Genomic DNA, 26,908 nt, shown 5'->3' on the forward strand with positions numbered 1-26,908 from the left:
GGATGCCGGACCCCGTGGCGATCGTCGGCATGTCGGTGCTGCTGCCCGGCGCACCGGACCTGGACACCTACTGGCGCAACCTCGTCGGCGGCGTCGACGCGATCACCGAGGTGCCGGCGGGGAAGTGGGACGGCGCGCACTACGCCCCGGACGCCGAGCGCCGCGCGGACCGGATCTACTGCCGGCGCGGCGGGTTCGTCGACGAACTGGCCGAAGTGGACGTCACCGGCTTCGGGATCATGCCGAACTCGATCCCCGCCACCGAACCTGACCAGCTGATCGCGCTGCGCGTCGCGGCCCAGGCCCTCGCCGACGCCGGCGGCCCGGACCGGCTGCCCGCCGACCGCTCCCGCGTCGGCGTCATCCTCGGCCGGGGCGGTTACCTGACACCCGGCCTGGTCCGGCTCGACCAGCGCGTCCGCACCGCGAGCCAGCTCGTGCGCACGCTCGGCGAGCTGCTGCCGGAACTGGACGCCGACCGCCTGGACGCCGTCCGGCAGGCCTTCACCGACCAGCTCGGCCCGGAGGCGCCGGAGTCCGCGATCGGGCTGGTGCCCAACCTGGCCGCGTCCCGGCTGGCCAACCGCCTCGACCTCCGCGGACCGGCGTACACAGTGGACGCCGCGTGCGCGTCCTCGCTGATCGCGGTCGACCACGCCGTGCGCGAACTCGCCACCGGCCGCTGTGACGTCGTGCTCGCCGGCGGCGTCCACCACTGCCACGACATCACGTTCTGGAGCGTGTTCACCCAGCTCGGCGCGCTGTCGCCGACCGAGCGCATCCGGCCGTTCCACCGCGACGCCGACGGCGTGCTCATCGGCGAGGGCACCGGCGTCGTCGTGCTCAAGCGCCTGATCGACGCCCAGCGCGACGGCGATCGCGTCTACGCCGTGGTCACCGGCACCGGCGTCGCCTCCGACGGCCGGACCGCCAGCCTCGCCAACCCGGACTCCGGCGGCCAGGTCCGCGCAGTCCGCCAGGCCTGGGCCGCCGCCGGGCTCGACCCCACCGAGCCCGATGCGCTGGGCCTGCTCGAAGCGCACGGCACCGCGACCCCGGCGGGGGACACCGCCGAGCTGGCCACCCTCGCGGAGGTGTTCGGGCAGGCCGGGAGCGCGGTGATCGGTTCGGTGAAGTCGATGATCGGCCACACGATGCCCGCGGCCGGGGTGGCGGGGTTGGTCAAGGCCGCGCTCGCCGTCCACCACGGCGTCCTGCTGCCGACGTTGCACTGCGACGACCCGAACCCCGCCCTCGAGAAGACGCGCTTTTCCACTTTGGACACGGCCCGGCCGTGGGAGTCGGCCGTGCGCCGCGCCGGGGTCAACGCGTTCGGCTTCGGCGGGATCAACGCCCACGTCGTGCTGGAGCAGGCCCCCGACCGCGCCACCCCGGTCGTCGTGCGTGAGGCCGAACGCGTGCTGCGGCTCGCCGCCCCGACCGTCGACGCCCTGCGCACCGTCCTTTCCGGACCGGATCGCACGGTGCTCACCGCGCCGGAGGGCACCGGGCCGGTGCGCCTCGGCATCGTCGACCCGACCGAGAAACGCCTGGCGCTGGCCCGCAAGGCGGTCGGGCGCGGACGGCCGTGGCGCGGGCGCAACGACGTCTGGTTCACCGACCGGCCGCTGCTCGGCCCGGGCGGCGGCAAGCTCGCGTTCGTCTTCCCCGGGCTGGAGGCGGAACTGGCCCTGAACTGCGGTGACGTCGCCCGCCACTTCGGCCTGCCGTGGGTGCACGGTGACGCCGAAGTCGGTGACGTCGGCCGCCAGGGCGCCGCGGTGTTCGAGCTGGGCCGCCTCCTGGAAGCCGCGCTGCGCCGGATGGGCGTGACACCGGACGCCGTCGCCGGCCACAGCCTCGGCGAGTGGACGGCGATGGCCGCGGCCGGGGTGTACGCGACGGACGAGATCGACGCCTTCCTCGCCGGGTTCGACCCGGACACCCTCGTCGTGCCGGGCCTGGCCTTCGCCGCGATCGGCGCGCCCGCACCCCAGGTGCTCGCCGAACTCGGCAGCCGCGAGGACGTCGTGCTCTCCCACGACAACGCCCCCAACCAGGCGATGGTCTGCGGCCCGGCGGCGGCCGTCGAGGCACTGGTCCAGACGTTCCGGGCCGCCGGGATCGTCTCGCAGGTCCTGCCGTTCCGTTCCGGGTTCCACACCCCGATGCTGCGGCCCTACCTCGGCCCGATCCGCGCGGCGGCCGAAGGCTTCACCCTGCACCCGCCGAAACTCCCACTCTGGTCGGCGACGACGGTGTCGGAGTACCCGGCCGCCGAGGCCGATGTCCGCGAGCTGTTCGTCCGGCACCTGCTGGAGCCGGTCCGGTTCCGGCCGCTCGCCGAGACGCTGCACGCGGCCGGGTTCCGGGCGTTCGTGCAGGTCGGGGCCGGTCAGCTCGGCTCGCTCATCGGCGACACCCTGCACGGCAAGGACCACCTGGTCGTCGCGGCGCACTCGCCGCACCGGCCCGGGCTCGCCCAGCTGCTGCGCGTCGCGACGGCGTTGTGGGCCGACGGCCTGGCCGTCGACGGCACGGCGCTGCCGGGCCAGACCCGGGCCACGACCCGCAAGGCCGTGAAGCTCGACCTCGGCGGGCACGTCATCAGCCTCGACGACCGGACCCGCGCCCAGGTCGGCGCCCGGCTGACCCAGGGGTCCACGGTGGACGTCCTGGCCGGGAAGGGCCCGCTCGCCGCCGAGTTCGCCGCGTTGCTGCAGGACACCGCGAACCTGGCGTCCACTGTGCTCGGTGGCCGGAAGGCCCCGCCGCGGCCGGTCGAGCTGACCACCACGTGGGACGTCTCGATCGACTCGATGCCTTACCTGCTCGATCACTGCTTCTTCAAGCAGCCACCCCAGGCCGATCCGGCGGACCGCTGGCCCGTGGTCCCGGCCACCACGGTGATCGACCGCCTGATGGGCTTCGCCGAGCAGGCCGCCCCCGGCCGCCGCGCGGTCGCCGTGCACGACGTCCGGCTCAACCAGTGGATCACCGCGATCCCGGCGGTCACCGTGCCGGTGCGTGTTGTCCCGCAGGGCAATGACCGGGTACTCGCTGCGCTGGGCAGCTACTCCCAGGCCGTGGTCGAGCTGGCTCCCGCGTATCCCGGCGGTGCCCCGGCACCGTGGCGGTTCGCGGCCGAGGAAGTACCCACTACGAAGGCCGCCGAGCTGTACGACGACCGCTGGATGTTCCACGGCCCGCGCTTCCAGGGGGTCACCGAGCTGACCGCCGTCGGCGAACGCCACGTCCGCGCGGTGCTCACCACCCCGGCCGCGCCCGGCGCGCTGCTCGACAACGTCGGCCAGGTGCTCGGCTACTGGATCATGTCCCGGCTGCCCGAGCGCACCACCGTCTTCCCGGTCGCGATGCGCGAGATCCGGTTCCACGGCCCGCACCCGGCGCCGGGGGAGCGGCTGGAGTGCCTGGTCAAGATCACGTCGCTGACCGAGGAGTTCCTCGACGCCGACATGCAGCTCGTCCACAAGGGACAGGTCTGGGCCGAGTTCACCGGCTGGCGCGACCGCCGGTTCGACAGCACCCCGCACATCCGCCAGGCCGACCGGACCCCCGAGCGTTCGACCCTGTCGAAGGAACAGCCCGGCGGCTGGGCGCTGGTGCACGAGCAGTGGCCGGACCTGGCGACGCGCGAGCTGATCATGCGGAACTACCTCGCCGGTCCGGAACGCGACGCCTACGACCGCCGGCCGCCGCGGGGACGTCGTCAGTGGCTGCTCGGCCGGATCGCGGCGAAGGACGCCGTCCGCCAGTTCCTCTGGGCCGGCGGGGAACCCGAGATGTTCCCGGCCGAGCTGCGCATCGGCAACGACGACGCGGGCCGTCCACACGCGACCGGAGCCTACGGCCGGGAGCTGCCGCCGGTGACGATCTCGCTCGCGCACCGGGCCGAGGCCGGAGTCGCGATCGCCCGGTTCGGGCCGTGCGGGATCGACGTAGAAGAGATCGCCCCGCGGGCCGGGTCCACTGTGGACGCGGCGTTCGGCCCGGCCGAACGGGCGCTGTTCGAGGCCCAGGACGGCGATCCGGACGTCTGGTTCGCCCGGTTCTGGACCGCGAAGGAAGCCGTCGCGAAACTGCGCGGCACCGGGCTGCGGGGCGAGCCGCGCGACTTCGAGGTCGTCGCGGCGGCTCCGGGGGACCTGACCGTCCGGGTGGCCGGGCACGACCACCACGTCCACAGCACCGAGACCGCGAACCTGCCGGGTGCGCCGCCGCGCCGGTACGTCGTGGCCTGGACCGAGGAGACGAAGGAGACCGCGGAATGAGCATCGAGACGACGGCTACCGGCGAGGCGGCGGTGCTCGCCCAGCTCAGTGGCATGCTGCGTGAGCTGCTCGAGGAATACGGGCTGGACGACGCGGAAATCACCATGACCACGACGTTCCACGACGACCTCGAGCTGGAGAGCGTCGACCTGGTCGCGCTGTCCGGGCAGCTGCGCGAGCACTACGGCGACCGCGTCAACTTCGCGACGTTCATCGCCGAGCGCGACCTGGACGAGATCATCGCCCTGACCGTCGGCGAGCTGGTCCGCTACATCGTCGCCTCGCTGGGGGAGCGCCCGTGAGCCGGATCCGCGCCGGTGAGCTGGACGTGCACGTCCAGCGCCTGACCCCCGACGTCCCCCTGGACGGCGACGCGCCGATCGTCGTGTGCGTCCACGGCCTGCTCACCGACAGCCTCGCCAGCTACTACTTCACCCTCGGACCCGCGTTCGCCGAACGCGGTCTCGACGTCGTCATGTACGACCTGCGCGGGCACGGCCGCACCACCCGACCCCAGAGCGGCTACCGCCTCGAATCGTTCGTCGTCGACCTGGTCGACGTCCTCGACGCGCTCGGGATCACGCGGCCGGTGCACGTCATCGGCAACTCGTTCGGCGGTTCGGTGGCCTTCGGGCTGGCTGCCGCCCGGCCCGACCGCGTCGCCAGCGTCATCGCCATCGAGGCCGAGCCGCCGACGGCGGACTGGACGCGGCACATGGCCGACGGCCTCGCCGACGCGAAGACCCGCCTGGCCATCGACGAGGTGATCGGCTGGATCAAGGACAACCACGGCGCGCACACCGCGCGGCTGTCCAAGGCGGCCAACCGGATCCTCCAGACGACCACGATGGCCGACGACATCCCGCGCAGCGCCACCATCGCCGCGGACCTCTCGGACGTCCACTGCCCGGTGTTCGCGCTCTTCGGCGGCGACTCGGGGCTGGCCGCGCAGGTGCCGCACTTCGAGGAGCACCTCGACCACTGCCGCACGGTCGTGCTGCCCGACCAGGGCCACTCGGTGCTGGTCGAGCGGACCGCCGAGACCATCGAGCTGGTCTTCGAGTGGGTCCGCGACGTCTCCCGGCTCCCGGCCCGGGTGCGGTAGTGGCCCGGTTCCTCTTCGTCGTCCCGCCGCTGGTCGGGCACGTCAACCCGGCCGCCGGGGTGGCCGCCGAGCTCACCGCGCGCGGCCACGAGATCGCCTGGGCCGGGCACGACGAGCTGCTGTGGCACCTGGCCGGCCCGGACGCGCTGGTGTTCTCCTGCGCCGTGCCGCCGGACGCGCCGGAGCGGCCGCCCGAGCTGAAGGGGCCCGCCGCGCTGCGGTTCCTCTGGCAGGACTTCCTCGTCCCGCTGGCCGACGCGATGGCGCCCGGGGTCGCCGCGGCGATCGACGCGTTCGGGCCGCACGTGGTCGTCGCCGACCAGCAGGCCCTCGCGGGCGGCCTGCTCGCCGACGCGCGTGGCCTGCCGTGGGTCACCTCCGCGACGACGTCCGCGGAGCTGGTCGACCCGCTCGCCGGGATGCCCAAGGTCGCGGACTGGGTGGCGGACCTGCTGGACGGGCTGCGCGCGCGGATCGGCGGCGGTCCGGCGGACCCCCGGTTCTCCCCGCTCGGCGTGCTCGCCTTCACCACCCGCGAACTTCTCGGCGCGGCCGTGCTGCCGCCGAACGTCCGGCTGGTCGGGCCGTCGATCACCGGGCGTCCGTCCACAACGGACTTCCCGTGGGAGTGGCTCGACCCGTTGCGTCCCACCGTGCTCGTCTCGCTCGGCACCGCGAACACGGACGCCGGTACGGGGTTCCTCGCCGCGACGGCGGAGGCGTTCGCCGGCCTGGAAGCGCGCGCGGTGGTCGTGGATCCGGGCGGGGTGCTCGGTGCCGTCCCGCCGAACGTCCTGGTGCGCCCGCGGGTCCCGCAGCTGCCGCTGCTGGAGCGGGTCGACGCGGTGCTGTGCCACGCGGGGCACAACACGGTCTGCGAGACCCTCTGGCACGGGCTGCCGCTCGTGGTCGCGCCGATCCGCGACGACCAGCCGATCGTGGCCGCCCAGGTGGTCGCGGCCGGCGCGGGCGTCCGCCTGCGGTTCGGCCGGGCCGACGCCGCCCGCATCGCGGCGGCGGTCGAAGAGGTGCTGACCGAAGCGTCGTACCGCCGGGCGGCGGAGAGCCTGTCGGCGTCGTTCCGCGCCGCGGGCGGCAGTCCCGCGGCGGCCGGGCATCTGGAGCAGCTCGCGCTGGAGAGCCTGGCGCATCTGCGGCCCTGAAATTTCGATATTTACACGAAAAAAATGGCCGGGTTACGGTGTCCGGCATGACTGTTTCCGTGTGCACGGCCGAGGAAGTCCCCCAGTTCGTCGCGTCGGTGGCGGGGTTGTTCGCCGAGGACGGCGGCCGCCGCGACCCGTTCATGGACACCGGCTGGCCGGACCGTGAGGGCGAGGCCTACTACGCCGATCTCGTGAAGGATCCGGCGTGCCTCTGCCTACTGGCGCCCGGCGGCGGTGGTCACCTGGTCGGGCGGCTGCGGCCGCCGAACCCGCTGCGGCCGGGCGCGGTGACGGCGGCCCTGGAGAGCCTGCGGGTCGACGCCGGGCACCGCCGCGCCGGGATCGGCGGCGAGCTGGTGGCCGCGTTCTTCGCCTGGGCGAAGGAAAACGGGGCGAACGAGATGCGGGTCACGGCTTTCGCGGCCAACGAGGGCGCGCTGGAGTTCTACCGAGCCCAGGGCTTCGAACCGTTCGAGGTGTCGTTGCGGCGATCCGCCTGAGCTGGTGCCCGGGCCATGGGATTCCTCGACGGCCGGGCGGTCGTGATCACCGGCCCCCGGGGGTGGCCTCGGCCGCCGACCCGCACCCGAACCGAGGTGCGCACCCGGAACGCGTGGCGCCGCTGGTGACCTACCTGCACGTCGTCCGGCCGGTGCTGTACCGGGAAGAGTGGACGGCGGCGGTGGTCCCCGGGCCGCCGTCCCGCGGGCGCCGGACGCCCGCCGATCACCGGAACGAGTGACTCTCCACAGTGGACCCCGCACCGGCCGCTCCCGCGCACTAGCTTGGGAGGCCGAGCGAGGGAGGGTGCCATGACGGCCACCGCGGAGGTCGCCCACGAGCCGGCGCCCCCACAGCTGAGCCGCGGGCGGGTCAACGCCGTCTTCGGCGCGGTGCTGCTCGGGATGCTGCTGGCCGCGCTGGACCAGACCATCGTCGGGACGGCGCTGCCCACCATCGTCGGCGACCTCGGCGGCGCCGGGCACCTGTCCTGGGTCGTCACGTCCTACCTGCTGGCCGAGACGATCATGACCGTCGTCGTCGGCAAGCTCGGCGACCTCTTCGGCCGCAAGCTGATGTTCCAGCTGTCGGTGATCGTGTTCGGCATCGGCTCGTTCTGCGCCGGGTTCGCCGACAGCATGGTCTGGCTGATCGTCTGGCGCGCGGTGCAGGGCCTCGGCGGCGGCGGGCTGATGGTCACCTCGACCGCGCTGATCGCCGACGTCGTCCCGCTGCGCGAACGCGGCAAGTACCAGGGTGTGCTCGGCTCGGTGTTCGGCGTGGTGACCGTCGCCGGCCCGATGCTCGGCGGGTTCTTCGTCGACCACCTGTCCTGGCGCTGGGCGTTCTACGTCAACATCCCGCTGGTCGTCATCGTGCTGATCGTCGCGACCTCGGCCATGCCGAACGCGCGCGCCGCGGTCAAGCCGGTGATCGACTACCTCGGCATCCTGCTCATCGGCCTGGCCGCGACCGGGCTGACGCTCGTCACGAGCTGGGGCGGCACGCAGTACGCGTGGGGTTCGCCGACGATCATCGGGATGGCCATCGGCTCGCTGGTCCTGCTCGCGGCGTTCGTCTTCGTGGAGCTGAGAGCCGAGGAACCGATGCTGCCGATGCGGCTGTTCCGGAACCCGGTGTTCACCGTCGGCGGGATCATGAGCTTCGTCGTCGGCTTCGCGATGCTCGGCGCGCTGTCGTACCTGCCGACGTACATGCAGTACGTCCAGGGCACGTCGGCGACGACGTCGGGCGTCCGGTTGCTGCCCATGGTGCTGGCGCTGCTGGTGGCGTCGATCGCCGCGGGCAACGCCGTCAGCAAGACCGGCCGGTACAAGATCTTCCCGCTGGTCGGCACCGCGGGCATGACGATCGGGCTGTACCTGCTCTCGCGCCTCGACACCGACACCGGGTTCTGGGAGGCGTCGGCCTACATGGCCGTGCTCGGCCTGGGCATCGGGCTCGGCATGCAGGTGCTGACCATCGCCGTGCAGAACACCGTCGACTACGCGGACCTCGGCGTCGCCACGTCCGGCGTGACGTTCCTGCGCTCGATCGGCAGCTCGTTCGGCGCGGCGATCTTCGGGACGGTGTACGCCAACCAGCTGGCGCCGAACCTGGCCGCGGCGGCGGCCGCCCATCCGCTGCCACCCGGCGTCGACCCGAGGGTGACGCAGATCCCGAGCGCGTTGCACGCGCTGCCGGATGCGGTGTCGGCGCCGGTGATCCAGGCGTACAGCGACTCGCTGCACGTCGTGTTCCTCGCCGCCGCGCCGGTCGGTCTCGTGGCGTTCGCGCTGGCGTTCTTCCTCAAGGAGGTCCCGCTGCGCGACACCGCCCGCGCCGCGGCGCCCGGCCTCGGCGACGGGTTCGCGATGCCGGAGGCGCGCACGGACGACCGCGAGCTGGAACGCGCCGTCGCGACGCTCTTCTTCCGCGAGCGCCGCAAGGTCGCCCCGGCGATCGTCGAGCGGGCGGGCAGCGACCTCGACGAGGGTGGCATCTGGTGCCTGCTGCAGGTCCACCTGCGCGAACGCCGCGGCGAGCCGGCGACGCTCCGGGCGATCGGCGAGCACTTCGGCGTCCCGGCGTCGGTGCTGGAGCCGGCGTTCAACCGGCTGGAGCTGACCGGCCACCTGCGTTACAGCGCGGGCTGGGCCCTGACGGAGGCGGGCCAGGAGGAGTTCGCCAAGGTGGTCCGCGCGTGGCACGACTGGCTGGCCTCCCGGCTGGGCGACTGGGGCACCGGCGACCGCGCCGAACTGGACGCGGCGATCGGCCGGGTGGCCACCCGGCTGCTGGACCAGAGCACGGAGGTCCGCGCCTACGGCCGCCACGCCCTGGCGTAACCCCGTCTGAGTGATGCTTTGCGCCGCAAAGCCGCACTTTCGCCAGGAAAGATGCGTCCAGGGGGCCTTCAGACGCATCTTTCTCGGCGAAAGTGACGTCCGGGCGGTCACCGGGGCGGGCGCATTCGGGTGAGCGTGGGGCGGCACTTTCACGTGAAAGTGCCCACCTGGGGGCGGCGCTTTCACGGGAAAGTGCCGTCAGCGGCGCCAGAAGTCGTGCGGGGTGTGGCCGGGGCGGAAGCCGCACGACTCTGCCATGGCCGCCGCTTTCGCGAAGCCGTGGCCGACCAAGGCCGGCTCGTGGGCGTCGCTGCCGAACGCGACCGCGTCGCCGCCCAGCTCGAACCACCAGCGCACCACCTCGCCCGGCAGCGGGACCTTCGTGTTGACCTCCAGCGCGCGTCCGCTGCCGGCCAGGGCCCGCAGCACGGTGCGGAACTCCTCCTCGAAGTCCGCCACCACGAACGGCGGGCCCTCGGCAGGCCACGAGCGCAGCGCGTAGTCGATGTGCGCCAGCACGGCGAAGCCGGCCGTCGACTCGACCAGGCCCAGCACCTCCGTCAGGTACGCGCGCAGGATCTCGCCCGGCGGACGGTCCGACACGACGGTGAGCTCTTGGTGGTGCCCGTCGTCGCCCGGCAGCGAATGCACCGACCCCAGCACGCGGTCGAAGTCGTGGGACGCCAGCAGGGCGTCGGCACGCGAACGGTGCCAGTGCGGCTCGCTCAGCTCCACTCCGGACAGGATCCGCAGGTCCGGGAACCGGCCGCGGCACTCCTCGACGCACGCCAGGTAACCCGCGACGTCGAGGTCGGGCGGCTCCAGGACGCCGTCCGGGCGCAGGCGCACCCGGAAGTGGTCCGGCAGCACCGGCCGGATCGGCTCGGGGATCAGCCACGGCGTGAGGTCCGCGTGCTCGGTGAACGCGACCGACGGCAAGCCCAGCTCGAGCGCCCGTTCGCAGGAGCCGATCATCGACCCGGTGACCGTGTCCCAGGACCATTCGGTGTGGACATGACCGTCCGTCGGCAGGCGCACCGGGTCACCGTAACGCCGATTTTGGGCTAGCGTCTGGAGTCATGGCGCAGAAGGCGGTGGAACTCGAGGTCGGGCCGCACACGGTGCGGATCTCGAACCCGGACCGGGTGTACTTCCCGGCCCGCGGCGAGACCAAGCTCGACCTGGTCAACTACTACCTCTCGGTGGGCGACGGCATCGTCAACGCGCTGCGCGAGCGGCCGTGCATGCTGCACCGCTTCCCGTCCGGCGTGGCGGGGGAGAAGGTGCACCAGAAGCGCGTCCCGAACGGCGCGCCGCCGTGGCTGGAGACCGTGCGGGTGACCTTCCCGCGCTACAACCGGCACGCCGACGAGCTGTGCGTCACCGAACTGGCGCACGTCGCCTGGGCGGTCCAGATGTCCACAGTGGAGTTCCACCCGTGGAACTCCCGCCGCGCCGACACGGAAAAGCCCGACGAGTGGCGCATCGACCTCGACCCGATGCCGGAGTGCGGCTTCGACCGCGTCCGCCGGGTCGCGCACGTGGCGCACGAGATCCTCGACGAGCTGGGCGCGGTCGGCTGGCCGAAGACGTCCGGTGGGCGCGGGCTGCACGTCTACGTCCGGATCGAGCCGCGGTGGGGTTTCCAGGACGTCCGCCGCGCCGCGCTGGCCTTCGCCCGGGAGGTCGAGAAGCGGGCCCCGGACGAGGTGACCACGACCTGGTGGCGCAAGGACCGCGACCCGCGCACGCTGTTCGTCGACTACAACCAGAACGCGCGCGACCACACGATCGCCAGCGCGTACTCGGTGCGTGGCAACCCGGAAGGCACGGTCTCGACGCCGATCCGCTGGGACGAGATCGACGACGCCGAGCCGGGCGACTTCACCATCGCGACCGTCCCGGCGCGGTTCGCCGAGCTGGGCGACCTCCACGCGGGCATGGACGACGCCGTGTTCTCCCTCGACCCGCTGCTGGAATGGGCGGACCGCGACGGGGTCGAGGAACCGCCCGAAGACTGACGTATTTCCGGGCGGGCTCACGGCTCCGCCCGGTGTGAAGATCGTGCTGTCCGGTGTGGACACCGGAGCCTGGAGCCTGGTCGCCCTGCAGGTGATCCTCGAACGCTGTGGTCACGAGGTGCGCAACCTGGGCGCGCGCCCGCCGGTCGAGCGGATCCTGGAGGCGTGCCGGGAGGGCCCGGACTGCCTGGTCCTGTCCGCCACGGACGGCGGCGCGGACAGCGCACGCGTGTTCACCCGGCTCCGCACGCACCCGGCCCTGGCCGGGTTGCCCATCGTGATCGCCGGACGGCTGGCCCAGCCCCGCGCCGAGCTGCTCGCGCTCGGCTTCGACGACGCCTTCCCGGCCACGGCGAACCCGGGGCAGGCGGTCGCGGCGCTGCGGCAGTACCTGGCGCGGGTTGTCGTGAGTGGGAAACAGTGTTCTAACACTGTTTCCCACTCACGACGGGGTCAGTCGAGGCGCTCGATGATGGTCGCGTTGGCGAGGCCGCCCGCCTCGCACATCGTCTGCAGGCCGTAGCGGCCGCCGGTCTCCTCCAGCACCGACAGGAGCGTCGTCATGAGGCGGGCGCCGCTGCCCCCGAGCGGGTGGCCGATCGAGATCGCGCCGCCGTGGACGTTGACCTTCGCGAGGTCGGCACCGATCTCGGCCTGCCAGGCCAGCACCACGCTGGCGAACGCCTCGTTGACCTCGAAGGCGTCGATGTCGGACACGCTCAGCCCGGCCCGGTCCAGCACCTTGCGGGTCGCCGGGATGACGCCGGTGAGCATGTACAGCGGGTCGTCGCCGACGACCGCGAAGTGGCGGATCCGGGCCCGTGGACGCAAGCCGAGCACCGCGGCCGTCTCGCTGCTGGTGATCATGAGCGCCGCGGCGCCGTCGTTGATCGGCGAGGAGTTGCCCGCCGTGACACGCCAGTCCAGCTCGGGGAAGCGCTGCTCCCAGACGTCGGCGCGGAACGCGGGCTTCAGTCCGGAGAGGATCTCCGGCGTGGTCCCCGGCCGGACGGTCTCGTCGGTCGTGACGTCGACGAGGACGCCGTCGGGACCGGGTGCCTTGAGGGGCGCTACCTCACGGGCGAACTTGCCCTCGGCCCACGCCTTCGCCGCGCGCTGGTGGCTTTCGGCGGAGAACGCGTCGAGCTGCTCGCGCGTCAGGCCCCACTTCGCGGCGATCAGCTCCGCGCTGATGCCCTGCGGCACCAGTCCGTCCGGGTAGCGCGCGGCGACCTGCGGGCCGAACGGGTCGCGCCCGGCGACCTGGCTGCCCATCGGCACCCGGCTCATCGACTCGACGCCGGAGGCGATCACGACGTCGTACGCGCCCGCCATGACACCCTGCGCGGCGAAGTGGACGGCCTGCTGGCTGCTGCCGCACTGGCGGTCCACGGTCACCGCCGGTACCGACTCCGGCAGGCCGGCGGCGAGCGCGGCCCAGCGCGCGGTGTTCATGCTCTGCTCGCCGATCTGGCCGACGGCGCCGCTGATCACGTCGTCGATCCGGGCCGGGTCGACGCCGGTGCGCTCGACGAGCGAGCGGAGCGCGTGGGCGTGCAGGTCGACCGGGTGCACCCCGGCCAGCTTCCCGTTCGGCTTGCCCTTGCCGATGGGGGTCCGTACCGCGTCGACGATCACCGCGTCCGTCATGGCGTCTGCCTCCTCGCAGATCGGGGGATACCTTCGGTATACGCGGGGTGAGTTGGATTGCACAACTCGCCTGTCCGCTAGGTCACACGTGCTAGGTTGGATTTTCAATCCCAGGAGGTGACGTCGGTGCGGCGTGGTCGTGAGTGCTCGGTGGCGGAGGCCCTCGAGGTCGTCGGCGAGCGGTGGAGCCTGCTCGCCCTGCGCGAGATCATGCTGGGGGAGCGGCGGTTCAACCAGATCGCCGAGAACACCGGCGCGAGCCGCGACATCCTGGCCGCGCGGCTGCGCAAGCTCGTCGACGCGGGCGTGCTCGAGAAGGTCCAGTACGAGGACCACCCGCCGCGGTTCGAGTACTACCCGACCGAGGCCGGCCGCGCGCTGCAGCCCATCCTGCTGGGCCTGATGGCCTGGGGCGACAAGTACGTCCACCAGGGCGAACCGCCCACGCTCTGGCGCCACGCCTGCGGTGCCGAACTGCACGCGGTGACGATCTGCGAGCACTGCGGCGAGCCGGTCAACGCACCCGGCACCCACGCGATCCGGCTGGGCGCCGTGCACTGACGCCGCGGCCCACGTCTCCCGGAAGGCCCCCTCGCGCTCGCGAGGGGGCCTTCCGGCGTTTGGGCGTTGACTTGAGACCCCCGTCACTGTAACTCTTGAACGAATCAGTGCAAGAACCTGACAACCGCGCGAGAAATCGCGGCAGGAGTCAGGAAGATCCCGCCCAGCTCCTCAACGCCGAGGTGTCCATGACGGCTGCTTCGTCCTGCCCGCGCGCGCCACCGGCCCCGGCCGCCGCGTGTCCCCGTTCCCTGGTCTCGCACCGTCCCGCCCCCGCGGGCCGGCGCTCGCACGATGCGTCTCCCCTCCTCCCCGGATCCGAGGAACCCCATGAGAACGAAGCGACTCCTGTCGCGCGCGGCGACCTACGCCGCCCTGTCCCTCCTCCTGGCCGCACCCGCCGTCGCGGCGAGCGGCGCCCCGGCCGCGACCGCCGTCCCCACCGCCGTCGCGGCGGTCCAGGCCGCCTCCGCGACCTACACCGCCAGCAGCCAGCTGGGTGAATACCCCGTCTCCAACGTCGGCGACGGCAACCAGGCCACCTACTGGGAGAGCGTCAACAACCAGCTCCCGCAGTGGGTCCAGGCCGACCTCGGCGCCACCACCGACGTCGCGCAGCTCGTGCTCAAGCTGCCGACCGGCTGGGAGGCCCGCACCGAGACCCTCACCGTGCAGGGCAGCACCAACGGCAGCAGCTTCAGCACGCTCGTCGCCTCCGCCGGCTACCGGTTCGACCCGGCGACGGCCAACACGGTGACGATCAACCTCACCGCGAGCACCCGCTACGTCCGGCTGAACGTCACGGCCAACACCGGCTGGCCGGCCGCGCAGCTGTCCGAGTTCGAGGTGCACGGCAGCACCTCCGGCGGTGACACGCAGCCGCCGTCCGCGCCCGGCAACCTGGCCTACACCGCGCCCGCGAGCGGGCAGCTCCGGCTCACCTGGTCGGCCTCGACCGACAACATCGGCGTCACCGGCTACGACGTCTACGCGAACAACGCGCTGCGCGGCAGCGTCGCCGGGAACGTCCTGACCTACACCGACAACCAGCCCGACGGCACGACCGTGTCGTACTACGTCCGGGCCAAGGACGCCGCGGGCAACGTGTCGGGCAACAGCAACACCGTGACCCGCAACGGCACCCAGGTCGGCACGAACCTCGCGGTGGGCAAGCCGATCACGGCGTCGTCGACGGAGTTCACCTTCGTCGCGACCAACGCGAACGACAACTCGACCAGCACGTACTGGGAGGGCGGCGGCGGGACCTACCCGAACCTGCTGACCGTCGGGCTCGGCTCCAACGCCGACCTCAGCCAGGTCGTCGTCAAGCTGAACCCGGACGCCTCGTGGGGCCCGCGCACGCAGACCATCGCCGTCGAAGGCCGTGAGCAGGCGTCCTCGACGTTCACCACGCTGGCGGCCGCGCAGACCTACAGCTTCAGCCCGTCGACCGGGAACACCGTCACCATCCCGCTGAGCGGCCGCGTCGCCGACGTCCGGCTGCGCGTCACCGCCAACTCCGGCGCGGGCGGCGGGCAGGCCGCGGAGTTCCAGGTCATCGGCGTCCCCGCGCCGAACCCGGACCTCACGGTCTCGGGCGTCTCCTGGTCGCCGCAGAACCCGGTGGAGACCGACGCGATCACCGCGTCGGCGACCGTCCGCAACGCCGGGAACCTGGCGTCCGGCGCGACCAACGTCAACCTCTACCTGGGCACCACGAAGGTCGGCACCGCGGCGGTCGGCGCGCTGGCGGCCGGGGCGTCGACGACGGTGTCGGCGAACATCGGCGCCCAGAACGCGGGCAGCTACCAGCTCACGGCCAAGGTCGACGAGGCCAACGCCGTGATCGAGCAGAACGAGAACAACAACTCTTTCACCGGTTCGACGGCGCTCGTCGTCAGCCCGGTGCAGAGCTCCGACCTCGTGTCGGCCACCGGCTGGTCGCCGAACAACCCGTCGGCGGGCAACACGGTGACCTTCAGCGTGACCCTGCGCAACCAGGGCACGATCGCGTCCGCTTCGGGAGCCCACGGCGTGACCGTGACGATCACCGACGCGAACGGCACCGTCGTGAAGACGCTGACCGGCTCGTACTCCGGCGCCATCGCGGCCGGGGCCACGGCGTCGCCGGTGAACGTCGGCACGTGGACCGCGGCCAACGGCAAGTACACCGTGAAGACGGTCGTCGCGAACGACGCCAACGAGCTGCCGGTGAAGCAGGCCAACAACACCACCACGCAGTCGCTGTTCGTCGGCCAGGGCGCCAACATGCCCTACGACATGTACGAAGCCGAGGACGGCGTCCTCGCGGGCGGCGCGGCGGTGGTCGGCCCGAACCGCACCATCGGCGACCTCGCCGGCGAGGCGTCCGGGCGCAAGGCCGTCACGCTGAACTCGACCGGCGCCTCGGTGGAGTTCACGACGCGGGCGGCGACGAACACGCTGGTCACGCGCTTCTCCATCCCGGACTCCGCGGGTGGTGGCGGGATCAACTCGACGATCAACGTCTACGTCAACGGCACCTTCCTCAAGGCGATCGACCTGACCTCGCACTACGCGTGGCTCTACGGCGCCGAAACCGGCCCGGGCAACTCGCCGGGCACCGGCCCGCGCCACATCTACGACGAGGCCAGCGCGCTGCTCGGCACCACCGTGCCGGCGGGCAGCCGGATCAAGCTGCAGAAGGACGCGGCGAACAGCACGAACTACGCGATCGACTTCGTGAACTTCGAGCAGGCCACCGCGCAGGCGAACCCGGACCCGGCGCACTTCGCCGTCCCCGCCGGGTTCACCCAGCAGGACGTCCAGGCCGCCCTGGACAAGGTCCGGCAGGACAGCACCCTCACCGGCGTCTACCTGCCGGCCGGGGACTACTCGCTGTCGAGCAAGGTGAACGTCTACGGCAAGGCCATCACGCTGATCGGCGCCGGGCCGTGGTTCACGAAGTTCTCCGCGCCGTCCGGGCAGGAGAACACCGACATCGGCTTCGACGTGCAGTCGACCGCCAACGGGTCGACGGTCAGCGGGTTCGCCGTGTTCGGGAACTACACCTCCCGCATCGACGGCCCCGGCAAGGTGTTCAACCTGGCCAACGTCGCGAACCTGACGATCGACAACATCTGGGTGGAGCACCAGGTGGTCATGGTGTGGGGCACCAACGTGGACAACACCACGATCAAGAACTCCCGGATCCGCGACACCTTCGCCGACGGGATCAACCTCACGAACGGGAGCACCGGCAACCACGTCGTCAACGACGAAGCCCGGTCCACCGGTGACGACAGCTTCGCGCTGTTCGCCGCCACGGACATCAACCAGGGCAACCAGTACGACAACGTGTTCGAGAACCTGACCGCGCTCACCCCGTGGCGCGCGGCCGGGCTGGCGGTCTACGGCGGGTACAACAACACCTTCCGCAACCTCTACATCGCGGACACGCTGACGTACTCGGCGATCACGATCAGCTCGCTCGACTTCGGCTACCCGTTCCTCGGGTTCGGGCCGCAGCCGACGACGGTCCAGAACGCCTCGCTCATCCGGGCGGGCGGCCACTTCTGGGGCCAGCAGACGTTCCCGGCGATCTGGATGTTCTCCGCCTCCAAGGAGTTCCGCGGGATCCGGGTGTCCGATGTGGACATCCAGAGCCCGACCTACAGCGGGATCATGTTCCAGACGAACTACGTCGGGAACCAGCCGCAGAACTCCGTGCAGGACACCGTGCTCACGAACGTGAACATCAGCGGTGCCCAGCGCAGCGGGGACGCCTTCGACGCCAAGTCCGGGATCGGCATCTGGGCCAACGAGCTGCCGGAACCGGGCCAGGGCCCGGCCGTCGGCTCGGCGACGTTCACCGGGCTCACCCTGAGCAACAACGCCCAGGACATCCGGAACACGACGAGCACGTTCACCATCGTCCGCAACTGATCCGCAGCTGATCGAATAGTGCCGTCAAGGCCACCTTACGGGCGTCTGTCGCCCGTAAGGTGGCCTTGACGGCGTTGGACGGGTGGAGGTGGGCCTAGTGCGGATCCTGGTCACCGGCGGCACCAGGCAGCTCGGCCGGGTGGTCACCGAGCGGCTGCGCGCGGCGGGCGAAGAGGTCCGCGTCCTCAGCAGACGGCCCGGCCCGGACGTCGTGCCCGGCGACCTGCGGACCGGCCGCGGCGTCGACAGCGCACTGGCCGGCGTCGACACCGTCGTCCACTGCGCCACCGACTTCCGGCACGAGACGGCGCTCGCGCGGACGCTGGTGGAGGCCGCGCGCTGGACCGGCGGACCGCACCTGGTCTACGTCTCGATCGTCGGCGTCGACCGCGTCCCGCTGGGTTACTACAAGGCCAAGTTCGAGACCGAGAAGCTGATCGCCGCGTCCGGCCTGCCGTACACGATCCAGCGGGCGACGCAGTTCCACGCGCTGGTCCGGACCCTGTTCGCGGGCGCGTCCCGGCTGCCGGTGCTGCCCGTGCCGCGGGTGCGGTTCCAGCCGGTGGACGTCCGGGACGTCGCGCCGCGCCTGGCCGACCTGGCCACGGGCGACCCGGCGGGCCGTGTCGACGACTTCGGCGGCCCCGAGATCCTCGCGGCGGCCGAGCTGGCGCAAGCGGTCGCGGAGGCGAGCGGCCGGCGCCGGAAGATCGTCTCGGTGAAGGTGCCGGGGGAGACGTTCCGGGCGTACGCCGAGGGCGGGCACCTCGCGCCGCACCACCTCGACGGCCGGATCACCTTCGCGCAGTACCTGTCCGAGCAGGCCGACGCCGGGGTGCTGGGCTACCGGAAGCGCTAGGCGCTCGGCAGCCAGTTGCCGTGGAAGCCGGCCGGCACCCGGTCCGGCAGGTGGATCGCGGCGACCGTCTCCAGCGTGGCGGCGTCGAGCAGAGTGAGCTCACTGCGTTCGGTCGCCGCGTCGTGGACGAACCCGGCCAGGACGCCGTCGTCCTCCGCGGCGTCCTCGGAGCGCGGCACGAAGACGAACTCCGCCGGTGAACGGCCGGCCCCGAAGGACCGCACCTGCGTCGAGCCGTTCGAGAAGTCGTGTTTGTACAGCGCGTCCGACGGGTTCGCGCCGGTGGTCACCGACGGCGCGTAGCCGTAGCGGTGCGGGCGGCCGACCACGCGCTCGTCGACGCGGGGGAACTCCTGGCCGCGGTCGTCGAGGCGTTCTTCGATGACCTTGCCGGCGGAGAGGTCGACCGTCCACCGGTCCAGGGTCGGCACGCCCTCGTCGGGGCCGCGCAGCTGCCGGTCGAACATCCGGGGGTGGCGGACGACGTCGAGCACGACGCTGTCGCCGTCGTCGTAGGCGTTGAGCGGGTGGAAGACGTAGCAGGGTTCGACGTCGAACCAGCGGACGTCGGCGTTGCCGCCCTCACGCGGCATCACGCCGATCCGCGCCGGGTACTTCGGGTTCCAGTGGTACGGCAGGCTGCCGTTGGCGGAGATCTTCGACGCCATCCGGGCGGTGATCGGGTCGGGGATGCGCACCCGGCCGATGACCGCGGAGAGCACGAGCCGGGCGGTGGCGCGCAGCACCGGCGACGGGATCGAGGCGGTCGCCAGGCCCGCGTCGAAGGTCACGGGCAGGTCGTAGAAGACGACGTGCCGCTCGGTCAGGGAGAAGTCGTGCATCATCGGCGCGCCCGTGACCTCGACGGGTACCTCGCGGCGGACCCGCCCGGCGGTGTCGATCACGGAGTAGGTGACCTTGTTGCCGCCGGTCAGCGAGTAGGAGACGGCGTGCAGCTCGCCGGTCCGCGGGTCGCGCTTGGGGTGGGCGGTGTACCCGCCGCTCAGGGTGCCGTCGAAGTCGCAGCGCCCCACCGTGTCGAGCTCGTCGGTCAGCTCCCAGAGGTTGGCGCCGGCCTCCATCAGCGCGAGGGTCTTGCCGGCGTGGCCGATGACGTTGGTGTTGGCGCTGAGGTTGTGCGGGGTGGTGCGCGGCCGGCCGCCGTCGAGGATCGCGTCGATCGAGGGGTTGCGGACCCAGCGGTTGCGGTACCACTCGGCCTTGCCGTCGCGCAGGCGGACGCCGTGGACCATGCCGTCGCCCATGAACCAGTGGTAGGCCGCCGGGTCCACTTCGGACAGCGGGTTGGGGCCGTTGCGCAGGTAGCGGCCGTCGAGGAAGTCCGGGATCCGCCCCGTGACGGCCAGTTCGGTGAGCGTGTGCTCCTGGCTGATCGGGGCGAAGGCGCCTTCGAGGAACGGGTTGGTCGGCACCGGTGGCAGGCCTTTCGTCGGTGGTGGTCAGCACGCTACCGCCGCCTCCCTCAGCACACGATACCGATCGGTATCGAACCGGGAAGCCTGCGCCGTCGAGCTGCCGAGCTGTTCGTATTATCGGATTAATTACGAAGAATCTTGACCCCGGATCCGGATAGGTCATATGTTTGGCGGGCTGCAAGCCGGTCCCCGCCTTCAACGCCGAACGGATCCGACATGTCGAACCCTTCCCTCCCGCCCTCGCGCCGCGCCTTCCTCAAGCTCGGTGGCGCGGTCGGTGCCGGGATCGCCCTGAGTGGCGTTCGTCCCTTCGTTGCCAGCGCAGACGTCGTGCGCCCGGCCGCGGCGGACCTCGTCCCCGACGGCCGGGCGACGACCCTGTGGTACCCGGCGCCCGCGGCCGAGGACAAGATCATCGAGCAGGGCCTGCCGATCGGGAATGGTCGGATCGGTGCCCTCGTCGGTGGTGATCCGACCGCCGACTTCCTGTACCTCGCCGACGCGTCACTCTGGACCGGCGGCGCCAACGACGTCCTCGAAGACGACGGCCAGTTCCCCTACGAACGCGAGAAGTTCGGCACCCTCGGGCTGCTGGCGAAAGCGCGGATCTCGGTGCCCGCGCACACCGGCGTCACGGGCTACCGGCGGACGCTCGACCTGAGCAACGGCCTGGTGACCGTCACCTACACGAGTCAGGGCACCCGGTACCGCCGCGAGGTCTACGCGAGCCACCCCGACGACGTCGTGGTCGTCCGGCTGACCAGCGAAGGCCGGGGGACGCTGACCGGCACGGTCGCCCTGGAGCCGACGCGCGACGAGGTCCTGAGCGGGCCCGCCTTCACCGCGACCTTCGCCAACGGGCTGAAGTACGCGTGCGCGGCCGCGGCGTCGAGCCAGGGCGGGAAGGTGGCGCAGCAGGGGAACACCGTGGTGTTCACCGGCTGCCGCGAGGTCGTCATCGTGTTTTCGGGCGGCACGAACTACGTGCCCGACGCGGCGCGGAAGTTCCTCGACGCGTCGGCCGACCCCCTGGCGCTGGCGAAGCAGAAGGCGTCCCGCGCGCTGCGGGCCGGTGGTGGCGCGCTGCTGGCCACGCACGTCGCCGACTACCGGCGGCTCTACGACCGGATGAGCCTCGACCTGGGCTCGTCCCCGGCGTCGAAGCGGTCGCTGGACTCGTGGTCGCGGCTGGTGGCGCGGCACGACGACCCGGCGACGCCCGACCCGGAGCTGGAGGCGTCCTACCTCCAGTACGGCCGGTACCTGACGATCACCGGCTCGCGCGACGGCCTGCCGATGGGGCTGCAAGGCCTGTGGCAGAACAACAACACGCCCGACTGGATGAGCGACTACCACACCGACATCAACGTCCAGATGAACTACTGGCTGGCCGACCGCGCGGCCCTGCCGGGCAGCTTCACCGCGCTGGCCGACTACTGCCTCTCGCAGCTTCCCGTGTGGACGGACACCACGAAGAAGCTGTTCAACGACCCCAGAAACCGCTTCCGCAACACGAGCGGCAGGATCGGCGGCTGGGCGATCGCGTTCTCCACCAACATCTACGGCGGCTCCGGCTGGTGGTGGCACCCCGCCGGCAACGCGTGGCTGTGCAACTCGCTGTGGGACCACTACGCGTTCACCCAGGACAAGGCCTACCTCGCGCGGATCTATCCGCTGCTCAAGGGCGCCGCCGAATTCTGGGAGGCCCGGCTGGTCACGACGACCGTCGACGGCCGCGAGGTCCTGGTCGACGACCACGACTGGTCACCCGAGCACGGCCCGCAGGACACGCTCGGGAACACCTACAGCCAGGAGATCGTCTGGGACCTGTTCGAGCACTACCGCGCGGCGGTCACGACGCTGGGCCGCGACCGCGCGTACGGCGACCGGATCGCCGGGCTGCAGCGGAAGCTGTACCTGCCGAAGGTGAGCCCGACGTCCGGGTGGCTGGAGGAGTGGATGTCGCCGGACAACCTGGGCGAGACCACGCACCGGCACCTGTCGCCGCTGATCGGGTTCTTCCCTGGCGACCGGATCGCGACGGACACGTCGCCGGCCGAGCTGCTCGGCGGGGTGCGTGCGCTGCTGACCGCGCGGGGGATGGACAGCTTCGGCTGGGCGACCGCGTGGCGCTCGGCGTGCTGGGCGCGGCTGAAGGACGCCGACAAGGCGTACCAGCTGCTGCTCACCGTGATGCGGCCGTCGGTCGGCAACGGGAACGGCACCGCGGCGAACTTCTTCGACATGTACAGCCAGGGCAGCTACACGATCTTCCAGATCGACGCGAACCTCGGCGCGCCCACGGCGATGCTGGAGATGCTGCTGTACTCACGGCCGGGCGTGCTGGAACTGCTGCCCGCGCTGCCGTCGGCGTGGGCGCGCTCGGGGAGCGTGACCGGGATCGGCGCGCGCGGCGGGTTCGAGGTCGACGTCGCGTGGCGCGACGGCAAGGTGACCCGGGCGGTGATCCGCAGCGTCGGCGGGACGCGGACCGAGGTGCGCGCCGGGGCCTGGAAGCGCGTCGTCACCCTGCGGCCCGGCGGGTCGGTCACGGTCTCGCCAAGTTGAGGTCTACCCTCCGGAAAAGATGTAGTGTTCAATCATCTTTTCTGGCACCTTTCCGGACCTTGGAGTGACCGTGAACGTCGTCCTGTGGATCGTCGCCGGTGTACTGGCCGCGCTGTACCTCGGCGCCGGGGGCATGAAGCTCGTGACCCCGCGGGAGAAGCTGCTGGAGAACCCCAACATGGGGTGGACGGCGGACTTCTCCGCGACGGCGATCAAGGCGATCGGCGCGATCGAGATCGTCGGCGCGATCGGCCTGATCCTGCCGTGGGCGCTCGACATCGCGCGAGTGCTCACCCCGCTGGCCGCGACCGGACTGGCGATCGTCCAGATCGGCGCGATCATCGTCCACGCGCGCCGCAAGGAGACGAAGGCGCTGCCGATGAACGTCGTGCTGCTGGTGCTGGCAGCGTTCGTCGCTGTGGGCCGCTTCGCCGGCTGACCTTCCTCCCGGTCGCTCTGCTGCACGGTTTCCTGATGGACGGCTTCCGCTGCATCCGCCCCGGCTGCGCACCTGCCTGCTTGCCAGCCGTCCCGGGGCGGCCGTAATACCCTGAAGGTCTCAGACCTCGGGGAGGCCGCGGTGGATGTCGATCTGCGGAAGTTGCGGTACTTCGTCGCCGTCGCCGAAGAGTTGCACTTCGGGCGGGCGGCGGCTCGGCTGCACATCGCGCAGCCCGTGTTGTCGCGGCAGATCCGGGCGCTCGAAGGGGAGCTGCGGGCTCAGTTGTTCCGGCGGGACAGGCGATCCACCGAACTCACCGACGCCGGCCGTCAGCTGCTCGACGACGCCCGGCCGTTGCTGGCCTCGGCCGATGGCCTGCGACGACGCGTGGCCACGGCGGCGCGGGGGAGTGCGGCCTTCACCGTCGGGTTCATGCCCGGCATCACGGTCACCGAGGCCGTCCGCGAACTGGCCGGGCGGCATCCCGGCCTCGCCGTCGAGCTCGTCCGGACCACCTGGGACGACCAGGTCGACGTCCTCCACGACGGCCGTGCCGACGTCAGCGTGGTGCGGCTGCCGATCGACCGGCGCGGGCTGACCGTGCGGCCGCTGTTCCGGGAGCCGCGCGTCGCGGTGCTGCGGGCCGACCACCGGCTGGCCGGGAAGGACGCGGTGCTGGTCGGCGACCTGACCGACGAGCACCTCCTCAACGACCCGGACGCGGTGCCGGAGTGGCGCGACATCGCGGTCGAGTTCCGCGAAGGCGCCGCTCCGGTGCGGCGCGGGTTCGGGAGCGTCGAGGAGAAGCTCGAACACGTCGCGGCGGGGCGCGGGATCGCGGTCATCCCCTTGTCCACTTCGGAGTACTACACCCGCGCCGACGTCGTGCACGTGCCGGTCGAGGACCTGCCGCCCAACGAGGTGTGCCTCGCCTGGATCGCGGCCCGGCGCTCGCGCCTCGTCTACGAGTTCGCGGAGATCTTCGAAACGCTCGTACCGGCTGACCGAGAGGACGCGTAATGCTGCGCTGGGCGACGTTCGACTGCTTCGGCACGCTCGTGGACTGGCGCCACGGCATCGCCACCGGCATCGAGTTGCTGTACCCGGGCCGCGGTGCCGAACTGCTGGAGGTCTACAACCGGATCGAACCGCAGGTCCAGGCCGAGGTGCCGGTGCGGCGGTACCGGGAGGTCCTCGCCGAGTCGCTGCGGCGGACGGCGGCCGAGGCGGGACTGGACCTGGTCGCCGACGACGCGTCCGTGCTCGGCACCGGGCTCCCGTACTGGCCCGTCTTCCCGGACACCCGCGCCGCGCTGACGGCCTTGCGCGAGGCGGGCTGGCGGCTCGCCCTGCTGACGAACTGCGACCGCGACCTCATCGGCGAAACCCAGCGACGGCTCGGCGTGCCGATCGACGCCGTGGTGACCGCGGAGGACGTCGGCTCCTACAAACCCGGGCACGCCCACTTCGAGCGGTTCGCCGCGTCGTTCGGCGCCACCCGCGAGAACTGGGTGCACGTCGCGCAGAGCCACTTCCACGACATGGTCCCGGCGCGGGCGCTCGGCATCCCGCGGGTGTGGATCAACCGGCACGCCGAACCCCACGACCCGGCGGTCGCCGACGCGGTGCTCCCCGGACTGGCCGGCCTGGTCCCGGTCGTCGAACGGGTCCACGCCGCGGCTCACGAACACCCGGGACGCGCTGATCGCCGAGGTGCGCCGGAGGATGCTGAGCGGTGAGCACTGGGCCTCGCGACGGTGTTCGGCGCCGCCCGGCCGACCGTGCTCCCGAAGGCGGTGGCCTCCGGAGACCCGGCGAGCGCGGAAACCGAGATGCGTGACCGCCTGGACCGCGCTCGCACCGGCCCCTGAACCGCCGGCGGAGTTGAAGAGCAAAGCCTTACGACACCGAACCCCCGTGCGGCACCCCGGCCCGCCCCTGCCCCGCGAACAACCCCGCCCACAGCGCCCGCCAGTGCCGGGCCGGCTGGCGGTCCGGCCGCCGAGGGGACACCGGTCGCGGGCCCGCGCGGTAGTCCATCTCCACCCGTACCCAGTCGTACATCCAGTCGCCTCGCATGGTCTCCTTCTTTCGTCGGAGTCCACGTTCGGCCTGAGGCCACCGCCGCCGCATCGGACGTTCACGCAGCACCGGGCCGGAAGAGCCCTTACCCCCGCAACTCGGTCAACGCGTCCAGGTGCCGGGGCGTCCAGCCGAGTTCACGCTGTGCGCGGGCCGGGGTCAGCTGCTGGTCCAGCGCGAACGCCTCCGCGATCGGGCCCATCCGCTCCGACGCCTCGGCGTACGTCAGGCGCGTGACCTGGCCAGGGCAGCCCGCCGCGTGGGTAAGGGCGGTTACGATCTCCGCGAGCGGGACGTTCTGCCCGCTCACCCCGGCGTACACCGACTTCGGCGGCGCCTGCAGGGCGAGCGCGTACAGCTCCGCGATGTCGTCGGCGTGCACCAGCGCCCAGTGGTTGGTGCCGTCGCCGATGAGGGGGACCGAACCCTCTTCGCGGCCCGGGGCGACGAAGAACGTCTCGGCGAGGCCGCCGCCGTGGCCGTAGACCAGGCCGGGCATCACCAGCACCGGGTTGCCGCCGCGGGACAGGACGCGGTCCTCGTTCGCGCGGCGCCACGCGGTGATCGCCGGCGGGCGCTGCGGGGCGTCCTCGTCGACGACGCCCTCGGTGTCGCCGTACACCCAGACGCCGCCGGTGTGGACGTACGTTCCGCGGTCGCCGAGGCCGTCCTGCAGGGCGTCGGCCGCGGCGCGGTCGACCTCGGCGGTGTCGGGGCCGTAGTGCTGGCCGAGGTGGAGGACGCCGTCGGCTTCGGCGGCCGCCGCGCGGAGCACGTCCGTGGCGGTCAGGCCGCCGGGCACCGGGCGCGCGCCCAGTCCGGTGAGGACGGACGCCGCGGCGTCGCTGCGGGCCAGGGCGCTCACCTCGTGGCCGTGCCGGACGAGCGCCCGGACGGTCGAGCGGCCGACGTACCCGGAGCCGCCGGTGAGGAAGACCTTCATCGTGGGACCTTTCGTGGTCGGAGTGGTTCCCTTCCGACTCTCCGCGAGGCCCGGTCCCGCGTCCAAGACCCCTTCCGTCCGCTGTGATGCCCGCGGGGTATCAGACGCGCGGCTGCTCCAGTACCGAACGCGGGTCGTGGTGCTCGTACCAGCCCAGGAACGGCGGGCAGAGGTCGTAGCCCAGCAGCCGCTGGACCTCCTCCGGGTACTCGCGCACGATCTCCGGCGGCACGGCGAGGTACTGGTTCTCCTCCTGCCGCAGGTTCGCGCGGGTCAATGCGATCGTCAGGCCGGTGCGCGCCTCGCCGGTGCGGTTCGCGCCGCCGCCGTGCAGGAGCCCGCCGACCCAGAGCACGGCCGAACCTGGCGTCATCTCCGCCGCCACCGCCTCGTCCGGCCGCGGGTCGCGCTCCGGCTCCCAGCGGTGGCTGCCCGGCCAGAACACCGTGGCGCCGTTGTCCGCGGTGAAGTCGTCCAGGGCCAGCATGAGCTGCACCCGGCTCGGGTGCCCGGTGCTGCGCAGCAGGTGCGCGACGTCGTCCCGGTGCGCCGGCTGCGCGGTCTCGCCGGGTCGGATCTGGATCACCTGGGTGCTGCTCACCTGGACGCTCGGCGCCACGCCCGCGAGGTTCGTGCCGAACCACTCCGGCGACGGTCGCGAGATCTGCCGGCGGGCCGCGCCGAGGAACAGCGGGTGCAGCACGACGTCGGCCGTGCGGCGGCTCCGCGCGAACAGCGAGCACAGCCGTTTCGTCCGCTGGCCCGAGAAGATGTTGTCGCCGTAGACGACGTCGTCGAGCGCCGGGCCGAGGTCCGCCCAGAGGCCGTCGAGGGTCGGGTCTTCGACCAGGTCCTCGACGACCACCACACCGTCCCGGTCGAGGACCTCGCTCACGTCCTCCACGGTGGACTTGCTGGTCAGCCGGGTCAGCAGGGCCATGGCGCCTCCTGGTGCCTCGCGGTGTCCGTGACAGCCACCGTCGCACCACGCGGCTCGGGAAAACCCCAGG

At 72.0% G+C, this 26,908-nt stretch carries 22 protein-coding genes; 16 read left to right on the plus strand and 6 right to left on the minus strand.

From position 1 onward, the window contains the following. The first annotated feature begins 2 nt into the window (after positions 1 to 2). From VA596_RS16190 to VA596_RS16220, 7 genes are all read left to right on the plus strand, one after another. A complete protein-coding gene (locus tag VA596_RS16190) occupies positions 3 to 4,292 on the plus strand; it encodes a beta-ketoacyl synthase N-terminal-like domain-containing protein (RefSeq protein WP_323327870.1) in 4,290 nt (1,429 codons plus the stop codon). After that, complete coding sequence (locus VA596_RS16195; RefSeq protein ID WP_323327872.1) at positions 4,289 to 4,594, plus strand: acyl carrier protein; 306 nt, start codon at positions 4,289 to 4,291, stop codon at positions 4,592 to 4,594. Before VA596_RS16190 ends, VA596_RS16195 begins: the two co-directional genes overlap by 4 nt. Next, a complete protein-coding gene (locus VA596_RS16200) occupies positions 4,591 to 5,397 on the plus strand; it encodes an alpha/beta fold hydrolase (RefSeq protein WP_323327874.1) in 807 nt (268 codons plus the stop codon). The genes VA596_RS16195 and VA596_RS16200 overlap by 4 nt, the downstream gene beginning before the upstream one ends. Then, a complete protein-coding gene (locus VA596_RS16205; RefSeq protein ID WP_323327876.1) occupies positions 5,397 to 6,560 on the plus strand; it encodes a glycosyltransferase in 1,164 nt (387 codons plus the stop codon). Before VA596_RS16200 ends, VA596_RS16205 begins: the two co-directional genes overlap by 1 nt. A gap of 47 nt (positions 6,561 to 6,607) precedes the next feature. Next, positions 6,608 to 7,063 carry a GNAT family N-acetyltransferase gene (locus tag VA596_RS16210; RefSeq protein ID WP_323327878.1) on the plus strand — a complete coding sequence of 152 codons (456 nt, stop codon included), beginning with the start codon at positions 6,608 to 6,610 and terminating at the stop codon, positions 7,061 to 7,063. Between the two features lie 113 nt (positions 7,064 to 7,176). After that, positions 7,177 to 7,305, plus strand: a complete 129-nt coding sequence (locus VA596_RS16215; protein ID WP_323327879.1) for a hypothetical protein — start codon at positions 7,177 to 7,179, stop codon at positions 7,303 to 7,305. A gap of 70 nt (positions 7,306 to 7,375) precedes the next feature. Further along, positions 7,376 to 9,412 carry an MDR family MFS transporter gene (locus tag VA596_RS16220; protein ID WP_323327882.1) on the plus strand — a complete coding sequence of 679 codons (2,037 nt, stop codon included), beginning with the start codon at positions 7,376 to 7,378 and terminating at the stop codon, positions 9,410 to 9,412. Between the two features lie 198 nt (positions 9,413 to 9,610). Here the strand turns inward: VA596_RS16220 and VA596_RS16225 are convergent, their stop codons facing one another. Continuing rightward, positions 9,611 to 10,450: a PHP domain-containing protein gene (locus VA596_RS16225; protein ID WP_323327884.1), complete on the minus strand. Its 840-nt coding sequence runs from the start codon at positions 10,448 to 10,450 to the stop codon at positions 9,611 to 9,613. 41 nt (positions 10,451 to 10,491) lie between these two features. On the opposite strand from VA596_RS16225, the gene ligD reads away from it, so the two are divergent. Together ligD and VA596_RS16235 are read left to right on the plus strand one after the other, a co-directional pair. Continuing rightward, positions 10,492 to 11,433 (plus strand): non-homologous end-joining DNA ligase, encoded by a 942-nt coding sequence (gene ligD, locus VA596_RS16230; protein WP_323327886.1) that lies wholly within the window; start codon positions 10,492 to 10,494, stop codon positions 11,431 to 11,433. Positions 11,434 to 11,467: 34 nt separating this feature from the next. Further along, positions 11,468 to 11,956, plus strand: a complete 489-nt coding sequence (locus tag VA596_RS16235) for a cobalamin B12-binding domain-containing protein (RefSeq protein WP_323327888.1) — start codon at positions 11,468 to 11,470, stop codon at positions 11,954 to 11,956. On the opposite strand, the gene VA596_RS16240 is transcribed toward VA596_RS16235, so the two are convergent. Continuing rightward, entirely contained in the window at positions 11,887 to 13,083 is a 1,197-nt protein-coding gene (locus VA596_RS16240; protein WP_323327889.1) for a thiolase family protein, read from the minus strand. The genes VA596_RS16235 and VA596_RS16240 overlap by 70 nt on opposite strands. 126 nt (positions 13,084 to 13,209) lie before the next feature. On the opposite strand from VA596_RS16240, the gene VA596_RS16245 reads away from it, so the two are divergent. The 3 genes from VA596_RS16245 (at position 13,210) to VA596_RS16255 (ending at position 18,427) form a co-directional block, all read left to right on the plus strand. After that, positions 13,210 to 13,644 carry a winged helix-turn-helix transcriptional regulator gene (locus tag VA596_RS16245; RefSeq protein ID WP_323327891.1) on the plus strand — a complete coding sequence of 145 codons (435 nt, stop codon included), beginning with the start codon at positions 13,210 to 13,212 and terminating at the stop codon, positions 13,642 to 13,644. A 330-nt stretch (positions 13,645 to 13,974) separates the two neighbouring features. After that, positions 13,975 to 17,568, plus strand: a complete 3,594-nt coding sequence (locus tag VA596_RS16250; protein ID WP_323327893.1) for a discoidin domain-containing protein — start codon at positions 13,975 to 13,977, stop codon at positions 17,566 to 17,568. 97 nt (positions 17,569 to 17,665) lie between these two features. Further along, positions 17,666 to 18,427 carry an SDR family oxidoreductase gene (locus tag VA596_RS16255; RefSeq protein WP_410171889.1) on the plus strand — a complete coding sequence of 254 codons (762 nt, stop codon included), beginning with the start codon at positions 17,666 to 17,668 and terminating at the stop codon, positions 18,425 to 18,427. Here VA596_RS16255 and VA596_RS16260 read toward each other — a convergent pair. Then, on the minus strand, positions 18,424 to 19,860 hold the full coding sequence (locus VA596_RS16260; protein WP_323327895.1) for a carotenoid oxygenase family protein: 1,437 nt from the start codon (positions 19,858 to 19,860) through the stop codon (positions 18,424 to 18,426). The two genes, VA596_RS16255 and VA596_RS16260, sit on opposite strands and share 4 nt — an antisense overlap. A gap of 219 nt (positions 19,861 to 20,079) precedes the next feature. Between VA596_RS16260 and VA596_RS16265 the strand changes: the two genes are divergently transcribed. The 4 genes from VA596_RS16265 (at position 20,080) to VA596_RS16280 (ending at position 24,612) form a co-directional block, all read left to right on the plus strand. Beyond that, the gene (locus tag VA596_RS16265) at positions 20,080 to 22,431 is read left to right on the plus strand and encodes a glycoside hydrolase family 95 protein (protein ID WP_323327897.1); all 2,352 of its coding nucleotides are present in this window, start codon (positions 20,080 to 20,082) and stop codon (positions 22,429 to 22,431) included. A 70-nt stretch (positions 22,432 to 22,501) separates the two neighbouring features. Continuing rightward, complete coding sequence (locus tag VA596_RS16270; RefSeq protein ID WP_323327899.1) at positions 22,502 to 22,870, plus strand: DoxX family protein; 369 nt, start codon at positions 22,502 to 22,504, stop codon at positions 22,868 to 22,870. A gap of 141 nt (positions 22,871 to 23,011) precedes the next feature. Next, positions 23,012 to 23,893, plus strand: a complete 882-nt coding sequence (locus tag VA596_RS16275) for a LysR family transcriptional regulator (RefSeq protein WP_323327901.1) — start codon at positions 23,012 to 23,014, stop codon at positions 23,891 to 23,893. Continuing rightward, entirely contained in the window at positions 23,893 to 24,612 is a 720-nt protein-coding gene (locus VA596_RS16280; RefSeq protein ID WP_323327903.1) for an HAD family hydrolase, read from the plus strand. The genes VA596_RS16275 and VA596_RS16280 overlap by 1 nt, the downstream gene beginning before the upstream one ends. 160 nt (positions 24,613 to 24,772) lie before the next feature. On the opposite strand, the gene VA596_RS16285 is transcribed toward VA596_RS16280, so the two are convergent. The 3 genes from VA596_RS16285 to VA596_RS16295 all read right to left on the minus strand — a co-directional run bounded on the left by VA596_RS16285 (position 24,773) and on the right by VA596_RS16295 (position 26,838). Beyond that, the gene (locus VA596_RS16285) at positions 24,773 to 24,952 is read right to left on the minus strand and encodes a hypothetical protein (RefSeq protein WP_323327905.1); all 180 of its coding nucleotides are present in this window, start codon (positions 24,950 to 24,952) and stop codon (positions 24,773 to 24,775) included. An 88-nt stretch (positions 24,953 to 25,040) separates the two neighbouring features. After that, a complete protein-coding gene (locus VA596_RS16290; protein ID WP_323327907.1) occupies positions 25,041 to 25,898 on the minus strand; it encodes an NAD-dependent epimerase/dehydratase family protein in 858 nt (285 codons plus the stop codon). 100 nt (positions 25,899 to 25,998) lie between these two features. Further along, positions 25,999 to 26,838 (minus strand): phytanoyl-CoA dioxygenase family protein, encoded by an 840-nt coding sequence (locus VA596_RS16295; RefSeq protein ID WP_323327909.1) that lies wholly within the window; start codon positions 26,836 to 26,838, stop codon positions 25,999 to 26,001. Positions 26,839 to 26,908: the final 70 nt, after the last annotated feature.

The organism is Amycolatopsis heterodermiae, from assembly GCF_034929455.1.
In the GTDB taxonomy this organism is placed as follows: domain Bacteria; phylum Actinomycetota; class Actinomycetes; order Mycobacteriales; family Pseudonocardiaceae; genus Amycolatopsis; species Amycolatopsis heterodermiae.

What these genes read in the sequence shown, in the direction of transcription:
- VA596_RS16250 (WP_323327893.1), top strand. Translation starts at nt 13,975, where the DNA reads ATGAGAACGAAGCGACTCCTGTCGCGCGCGGCGACCTACGCCGCCCTG.
- VA596_RS16295 (WP_323327909.1), bottom strand. Translation starts at nt 26,838, where the DNA reads ATGGCCCTGCTGACCCGGCTGACCAGCAAGTCCACCGTGGAGGACGTG.
- VA596_RS16280 (WP_323327903.1), top strand. Translation starts at nt 23,893, where the DNA reads ATGCTGCGCTGGGCGACGTTCGACTGCTTCGGCACGCTCGTGGACTGG.
- VA596_RS16210 (WP_323327878.1), top strand. Translation starts at nt 6,608, where the DNA reads ATGACTGTTTCCGTGTGCACGGCCGAGGAAGTCCCCCAGTTCGTCGCG.
- VA596_RS16190 (WP_323327870.1), top strand. Translation starts at nt 3, where the DNA reads ATGCCGGACCCCGTGGCGATCGTCGGCATGTCGGTGCTGCTGCCCGGC.
- VA596_RS16265 (WP_323327897.1), top strand. Translation starts at nt 20,080, where the DNA reads ATGTCGAACCCTTCCCTCCCGCCCTCGCGCCGCGCCTTCCTCAAGCTC.
- ligD (WP_323327886.1), top strand. Translation starts at nt 10,492, where the DNA reads ATGGCGCAGAAGGCGGTGGAACTCGAGGTCGGGCCGCACACGGTGCGG.
- VA596_RS16220 (WP_323327882.1), top strand. Translation starts at nt 7,376, where the DNA reads ATGACGGCCACCGCGGAGGTCGCCCACGAGCCGGCGCCCCCACAGCTG.
- VA596_RS16290 (WP_323327907.1), bottom strand. Translation starts at nt 25,898, where the DNA reads ATGAAGGTCTTCCTCACCGGCGGCTCCGGGTACGTCGGCCGCTCGACC.
- VA596_RS16195 (WP_323327872.1), top strand. Translation starts at nt 4,289, where the DNA reads ATGAGCATCGAGACGACGGCTACCGGCGAGGCGGCGGTGCTCGCCCAG.
- VA596_RS16240 (WP_323327889.1), bottom strand. Translation starts at nt 13,083, where the DNA reads ATGACGGACGCGGTGATCGTCGACGCGGTACGGACCCCCATCGGCAAG.
- VA596_RS16285 (WP_323327905.1), bottom strand. Translation starts at nt 24,952, where the DNA reads ATGCGAGGCGACTGGATGTACGACTGGGTACGGGTGGAGATGGACTAC.